This is a genomic window from Yinghuangia sp. YIM S09857, from assembly GCF_051388915.1.
In the GTDB taxonomy this organism is placed as follows: domain Bacteria; phylum Actinomycetota; class Actinomycetes; order Streptomycetales; family Streptomycetaceae; genus Yinghuangia.
Genome location: NZ_JBPKBH010000021.1, coordinates 169,062 through 175,715 on the forward strand (window position 1 = coordinate 169,062; position 6,654 = coordinate 175,715).

8 protein-coding genes are annotated in these 6,654 nt (G+C 72.6%); 1 reads left to right on the forward strand and 7 read right to left on the reverse strand.

From position 1 onward, the window contains the following. Positions 1 to 33 precede the first annotated feature (33 nt). Positions 34 to 1,473 carry an MFS transporter gene (locus tag ACRX5S_RS33310; RefSeq protein ID WP_436776919.1) on the reverse strand — a complete coding sequence of 480 codons (1,440 nt, stop codon included), beginning with the start codon at positions 1,471 to 1,473 and terminating at the stop codon, positions 34 to 36. A gap of 117 nt (positions 1,474 to 1,590) precedes the next feature. On the opposite strand from ACRX5S_RS33310, the gene ACRX5S_RS33315 reads away from it, so the two are divergent. Then, the gene (locus ACRX5S_RS33315) at positions 1,591 to 2,094 is read left to right on the forward strand and encodes a winged helix-turn-helix transcriptional regulator (RefSeq protein WP_436776920.1); all 504 of its coding nucleotides are present in this window, start codon (positions 1,591 to 1,593) and stop codon (positions 2,092 to 2,094) included. A gap of 61 nt (positions 2,095 to 2,155) precedes the next feature. Here ACRX5S_RS33315 and ACRX5S_RS33320 read toward each other — a convergent pair whose 3' ends face one another. The 6 genes from ACRX5S_RS33320 to ACRX5S_RS33345 form a co-directional block, all read right to left on the reverse strand. Continuing rightward, on the reverse strand, positions 2,156 to 3,139 hold the full coding sequence (locus tag ACRX5S_RS33320) for an asparaginase (protein WP_436776921.1): 984 nt from the start codon (positions 3,137 to 3,139) through the stop codon (positions 2,156 to 2,158). Positions 3,140 to 3,270: 131 nt separating this feature from the next. Further along, positions 3,271 to 3,873, reverse strand: coding sequence for an RsiG family protein (locus tag ACRX5S_RS33325; RefSeq protein WP_436776922.1), 603 nt, complete (start codon positions 3,871 to 3,873; stop codon positions 3,271 to 3,273). 161 nt (positions 3,874 to 4,034) lie between these two features. After that, positions 4,035 to 4,460 carry a D-aminoacyl-tRNA deacylase gene (dtd, locus tag ACRX5S_RS33330; protein WP_436776923.1) on the reverse strand — a complete coding sequence of 142 codons (426 nt, stop codon included), beginning with the start codon at positions 4,458 to 4,460 and terminating at the stop codon, positions 4,035 to 4,037. A 116-nt stretch (positions 4,461 to 4,576) separates the two neighbouring features. Beyond that, positions 4,577 to 4,765 carry a hypothetical protein gene (locus tag ACRX5S_RS33335; protein WP_436776924.1) on the reverse strand — a complete coding sequence of 63 codons (189 nt, stop codon included), beginning with the start codon at positions 4,763 to 4,765 and terminating at the stop codon, positions 4,577 to 4,579. Between the two features lie 226 nt (positions 4,766 to 4,991). Further along, entirely contained in the window at positions 4,992 to 5,945 is a 954-nt protein-coding gene (ygfZ, locus tag ACRX5S_RS33340; RefSeq protein WP_436776925.1) for a CAF17-like 4Fe-4S cluster assembly/insertion protein YgfZ, read from the reverse strand. 10 nt (positions 5,946 to 5,955) lie between these two features. Then, the gene (locus ACRX5S_RS33345) at positions 5,956 to 6,570 is read right to left on the reverse strand and encodes a transcriptional repressor (protein ID WP_436776926.1); all 615 of its coding nucleotides are present in this window, start codon (positions 6,568 to 6,570) and stop codon (positions 5,956 to 5,958) included. Positions 6,571 to 6,654 lie beyond the last annotated feature (84 nt).

The following is a 6,654-nucleotide window of genomic DNA, read 5'->3' on the forward strand; positions in this document are numbered from 1 at the left end:
TCGACTGCGGTGTCGATGCGATGACGCGAATGGTCAGCGGCGGGCGCGGCGGAGGCCGCTCAGGGTGGTGACGAGGGCCAGGAACGCCGCGGCGATCGAGACGAGGAAGGCCGCCTTGTAGCCGTCGAGCAGGTCGGACGGCGACTCGGACTGCGTCACCGCGACGTTGACCGCCGTGGCCACGGCCAGGCCGAGCGCCGAGCCGAACTGGAAGGACGTGTTGAACAGGCCGCCCGCAAGGCCCTGTTCGGCCTCGTCGATGCCGTCGGTCGCGGCGATGGTGAGCGGGCCGTACGCGAGGGCGAAGGCCATGCCGAGCAGCAGCATCGCCGGGAGCATGGCGGCGTACGCGGTGTCCGTGCCGACCGTGAGGAAGAACGCGTACGCGCCCACCGCCGCGGTGAACCCGGCCGCGATCACCTTCGTGTTGCCGTACCGCTCCACCAGCCGCGGCGTCAGGACCGGCGCCACGATGGCGTCGATGCCGATCGCGATCATCGCGAGCCCGGTCTCCAGTGCGCTCCAGCCGCGCAGGTGCTGGAGGTACTGCACCAGCATGAACTGGAAGCCGACGAACGAGCCGGAGAACGCCACGGCACCGATGTTGGCGCGGAGCAGCGGCGCCGAGCGCAGGATGCCGAGCCGGACCAGCGGTGCCGAGGAGCGGCGTTCGACGGCGACGAAGGCGGAGAGGGCCAGCAGGCCGGCGACACCGGTCAGGGCGGTCCACTTGATGTCGACGTCCGGCGCGCGGACCACGGTGGTGACCAGCAGCAGCATGGCCCCGGTGATGGCGACCGCGCCGGTGACGTCGAACCCGCCTGTGCGCTCGGGGCGTTCCTCGCGCGGGAGGAGGCGTGCGGCGGCGACCAGGATCAGCGCGGCGAGGATGACCGGCGCGAAGAAGACCCACCGCCAGTGGATCGCCGTCAGGAGCCCGCCGACCACCAGGCCGAGGGAGAATCCGGCCGCGGCGATGCCCGCGTACACGAGCAACGCCTTGTTGCGCTGCGGGCCTTCGGCGAACGACGTGGTGATGATCGAGAGCCCGGCGGGGGTCATGAACGCGGCGGCGAGGCCGGTGACGAAGCGCGACAGGATGAGCATCCAGCCGCTGTCGGCGAATCCGCCGAGGCCGGAGAAGAGCAGGAACACGGTCAGCCAGAACAGGAACATGCGGCGGCGGCCGAGCAGGTCGGCGGCGCGCCCGCCGAGGAGCATGAAGCCGCCGTAGCCCAGGACGTACGCACTCACGACCCATTGCAGGGACGCGGTCGACATGCCCAGGTCGGACTGGATCGCGGGGAGGGCCACGCCCATCATCGCGACGTCGATGCCCTCCAGGAAGATCGCGCCGGAGAGGACGAGGAGGATGCCCCAGGCCCGTGGACTCAGGCGTACGCCCGGTTTCGCCGCCGGTGTGGCGGCGTCGGCCCGGTCGTGGGACGGCGGTGCGGTGGAGGTCGCGGACATGGCATGGCTCCTCGGATGCGCGTACGGCAGGGACGGGGCACACGGCGTCCGCACCCGGAAGATCCTGGGTCGGTTACCTCTTGTTCCCATAGGAATCTTCGGGAACCATGGGTTGACATGGAAGAAGGCACTTACAAGTCACCCGGTAACTGCGAAGGAACCACCCGCGACTACGACGCCCACCAGTGGGACACGCGGGAGGACTGCGAGGTACGCCAGATCCTCGACCGCATCGCCGACAAGTGGTCGCTGCTCGTCATCGCGCTGCTCGACCAGCGCACGCTGCGCTTCACCGAGCTGCGCCGCAAGATCGACGGGATCAGCCAGCGCATGCTGACGGTGACGCTGCGGCAGTTGGAGCGCGACGGCCTCGTCGAGCGCACCGTGTACCCGGTGGTGCCGCCGCGCGTCGAGTACGCGCTGACGCCGCTGGGCGCCACGCTGCACGACACGATCCAGGCGCTGGTGACGTGGACCGAGGACCACCAGAACGAGATCGCGGCGGCGCGGGCGGTGTACGACGCCCGGGAGGCGGCGGAGGCTCTGGAGGCGGAGGGACGGGCGCCCGAGCGGGGACAGGCGCCGGCTTCCCGGGGCGGACAGCAGGCGGCCCGGGTCTGAGGGCGGCAGGTCGAGGGCCGTACGTCCGACGCCGCGCCCTTTCGCGCCCCTGGCAGCGTGCTCAGAACGCCGCGCGGATCGCCCCCACCCGCCGTCCGCCGCCGGTCAGTTCGACCTCGGCGATCTCGTCGAGCACCGCGGCGTCGACGCCCATGCGGCGCAGCGCGCGGGCCGCGATCGGGCCGAGCGTGCGCACCGACCCGTCGTCGACCTTGAACGCCAGCGCGCGTCCGTCCGCCAGCACGATGCCCTGCACCGCCTCCGCGCCCATCTTCGCGACCAGGCCGGGGACGCCGAGCATCAGCAGCGTGTCCACCCGCCCGGTGCCCGCGACGTACTCGGGGTGCGCGCGCATCGCCGACGCCACGCGCTCCTGCGGCGTACCGGAGCACGCGGCCGCCATCGAGCGGAACAGCCGCGCGAGCCCAATCAGGCTCAGCGCCGGGACCGGCGCGCCGCAGCCGTCGACGCCCAGGTGTGCGATGCGCTCGTCGGCCAGTTCCTCGACGGTCCGCAGCACGAGCTGTTGCAGCGGGTGCACCGGATCGAGGTACGTCTCGGTGTCCCACCCGTTCGCGACACAGGCCGCCAGCCACGCGGCGTGCTTGCCCGAGCAGTTCATCACCAAGGGGTCGGGGTGCCCGCCGGACCGCAGGTAGTCCTCGTACGCCCGTTCGCCCAGCGGCAGTTGCGGGGGCGTGCGGAGCGCGCCCGCGTCGAGGCCCGCGCCGGCCAGGATCTTGCGCACTCCGTCCAAATGGAAAGGTTCACCCGAATGGCTCGCCGCGGCCAGCGCCAGCAGCTCGCCGTCGAGGTCCAGCCCCGCCCGCAGGGCGGCCGCCGCCTGCGCGGGCTTCGTGGACGAACGCGGGAACACCGGACGCGCGACGTCGCCCAGCGCGAAGGCCACCGAGCCGTCCGCCTCCAGGGCGACCAGCGCACCCCGGTGGCGCCCCTCGACGAAGCCCGAACGGACGACCTCGGCCAGGACGGGCTGCGCGCCGGATATCTCGGGCGACGAAGGGTCCTGCGGCTGGACGGACATAAGGGCGGTTCCTCGGCATACGGCCGGCACCCGGCGAACCGGCGGCCGGCGGCGGGCAAGCGGCATCTGACAGCCGGTCTCCGACGGCTGATCGGCGGCCAAGGTCGCCGCCGCCCGCTCCGGGCCACCCATCAGCGCCCGGAGAGCAGGTCGTCGACCCTGGCCTCCCCTTCACGGTACCTGCGCGCGATCTCCGCGCCGCAACGGTCCATCTCCCGCTGGAGCTCCAGGCGCCGCGCGGACACCTCCTGCTCGTAGCCCGTCAGGTCCTCCAGCGCGGCGCGCAGTTCGGCGTCGCTGCGGGCCGCGAGGTCGGACAGCTCGACGTCGGCGAGCATGCGCTCGATCCGCACCCGGTAGCGCTCGGTGCGCGGCGGATGGACGGTGACGTGCCGGGCGCCGCGCGCGGGGCCTCTGCGCTCGGACAGGATCTCCGACAGCTTCTCCATCACCGGAGCCGGCCCGGGACCCGCCGGGGCCGCCGCCGGATCCTCGCGCCGCAGCAGCTCGGCGCGCAGGATGTCGATCCGGCCTTGCAGCAGGCGGCGCAGGTACGAGAGATCGCTCTCCTCCCGCTGGGCCTCCCGGCGCCGACTGCGCACGGCGTCGAGGCCGAGGGCGCGTACCGGATCGGGGACCGCGAACGGACCCTCGGCCGGGGCCGCGGAGGGGGCGGGAGGAGCGGCCTTCTGAGCTGCCTCGTCCCGCGCGGACGGCTTCAGCGGATCTGCCATGGCACGCATCGTGTCACGGCGACCGGGGCGGCGCGTGCCGTACAGGGACGAATCGCCCCGGACGGGTCGCCCGCCCAGGGCCGCCCGCACGCCATTTGCACGCGGCCCGCACACCGCCAGCACATCGACGGCGTGCCGCTCAGGTGCCGATCAGATGCCGATCACATGTCGATGACGAGCGTGATCGGGCCGTCGTTGACGAGCGCGACGCGCATGTCCGCGCCGAAGACGCCGGTCTCCACGTGCGCGCCCAGCGCCCGGAGTTCGGCGACGACCGCGGCCACCATAGGCTCGGCGACCGCGCCGGGCGCGGCCGCGTTCCAGGTGGGACGGCGGCCCTTCCGGGCGTCCCCGTACAGCGTGAACTGGCTGATCACGAGGAGTGGAGCGGACAGGTCGGAGCACGACTTCTCGCCGTCCAGGATGCGCAGGCTCCACAGTTTGGCGGCCATGCGCTCGGCGTGCTCGGCGGTGTCGTCGTGGGTGACGCCGACCAGCACGCACAGGCCGGGGCCGAGGATCGACCCGACGACCTCCCCGCCGACGGTCACGGACGCTTCCGACACACGCTGGACGACTGCTCGCATGCCGCCATTGTGGCGCCCCGGGCGGGCCGCGCCGAAGCGGGCCCTGGCGTGCGCGGGCCGGTCACGGCCCCGGGGCGGGCGGCAGAACGCGCATCGAGGCGTACGTCAGCCCCGCGTCACGGCAGTCTGCGGCGGTTGATGTTGCGGATCCGGCGGCGCTGGGAGCGGTCGAGCGTGAGGTAGGCGACGACCGGCACGCCGATGATCGCCGCGAAGACGACCCACGCCAGCCAGCCGGGAATGATCCACAGGGCGATGACCGCCACCACCACGCCGGCGGCGATGTACGGGCCGCGGTTGGACATGTCGTACCCCCTCGGGATGGCCTCGTACAGCCATTGTCCGTCCGCGGCGGCGTGACCGACATGGGGATATCCCCCCATCCGGTCCCGATTCGGCCAGGAGCCAAGGCCGGGGGCGGGACCGGGGGGACCGGGACCGGGGGGGCCGGGGCCGGGGACCGGGGTCGGGACAGTGGGGCCGGTGCCGGGGACCGGAGGACCGGAGCCGGGCCGAGGGCCGGGGAACCGGTCAGGCCGGGACGACGACCTCCTGCGAGGCGGGCACGCCGTCCGCGGTCAGCACCGCGTCCACCGCCGTGTTGCGCTTGACCAGGGCCAGGGCGATCGTGCCCAGCTCGTGGTGGCGGGCCGAGCTGGTCACGAAACCGATCTGCCGCCCGTCCAGCTCGACCGGCGCGCCGTGGACCGGAAGCTTCTCCTCGGTGCCGTCCAGGTGCAGGAACACCAGGCGGCGCGGCGGGCGTCCGAGGTTCTGGACGCGCGCGACGGTCTCCTGACCGCGGTAGCAGCCCTTGTTGAGGTGCACGGCGGTGTCGATCCAGCCCAGCTCGTGGACGATCGTGCGGTGGTCGGTCTCGTTGCCCACCCGGGGGCGGTACGCGGCGACTCGCAGGGCCTCGTACGCCCACACACCCGCCGGGTCCGCGTGCGACGCGCCGTACTCGGCGAGGCGTTCGCGCGGCAGGAACAGCTCGCGGCCCTCCGCGGTCCGGCGCACCACGACGCCGTCGTCGCCCGTGGGCTCGGTCCGGGGTTCGAAGACGACCGCGTAGGCGTCCGTCAGATCCTCCACCTCGACCCGCAGCAGGAAGCGCATGCGGTCGAGGAAGGTGACGAGGGCGGGGGCGGTGCCCGGCTCGACGTGCGCCCACAGCGCCTCGCCGTCGTCGACGACGTACATCGCGTGCTCGATGTGGCCGTGCGGGCTCAGCACGAGGGTGACGGTCGCGTCGCCCGGCTTGAGGTCGGTGAGGTGCTGCGTGGTCAGCGAGTGCAGCCAGGACAGGCGGTCCGGGCCGGAGACGCGGACGACGCCGCGGTTCGACAGGTCGACGAACCCGCGGCCCTCGGCCAGCCTGCGCTGTTCGCGCAGCGGGTCGCCGTAATGCGCGGCGACGCCTTCGTCCGGGGCGTCGGCGGCGACGGCTCCGGGCAGGGACAGCAGGGGGCTGGTGGCGGTCATGCCGTCCAGCTTAGGTACCTCGGGCGGGGGACGACGGGGAGGGCACCACGTCGGTGCCGCCGCCGTTGCCGTCGGCCCTGTTGTCGGCCTGGTTGTCGGCCTGGTTGTCGGCCTCGGCCTCGTCGTCAGCCTTGCTGTCGGACTTGTTGTCGGACTTGCTGTCGCCGTTGTTGTCGGCCGGGCGGCCCGGTGCGGAACGGTCGGCGGTCCGGGCCCGGCAGCACCCGCCGCAGCGGCCGAAAATCGCGAAGTGCTGGAGGTCGATGTCGAAGCCGTAGCGCGACTCGACGGTGTCCGCGAGCGGCTCCGCGAGCCCCGGTTCGACCTCGGTGACGCCGCCGCAGTCGCGGCACACCAGGTGCAGGTGGTTGCTGTGTCCCGCGGGGTGGTACGTGGGCGCGCCGTGCCCGAGGTGGGTGTGCTTCACCAACTCCAGGTGCTCCAGGAGTTCGAGCGTGCGGTACACGGTCGAGATGTTGATGCCGCTGGCGGTCTTGTGGATCTCCGTGAGGATGTCGTCCGGCGTCGCGTGCCCGAGCGTCGTCACCGCCTCCAGCACGAGCTGGCGCTGGGGCGTCAGCCGGTAGCCCTTGTCCCGTAGCTCGCGCTTCCAGTCGGTGGTCACCGGCCAATTCTAAAGCGTGTTGCACAACGCTGTGAGCTGCGTGTTCAGCTCCGGTTCGGACTGCTTTGGATCACGCTGCGTAGA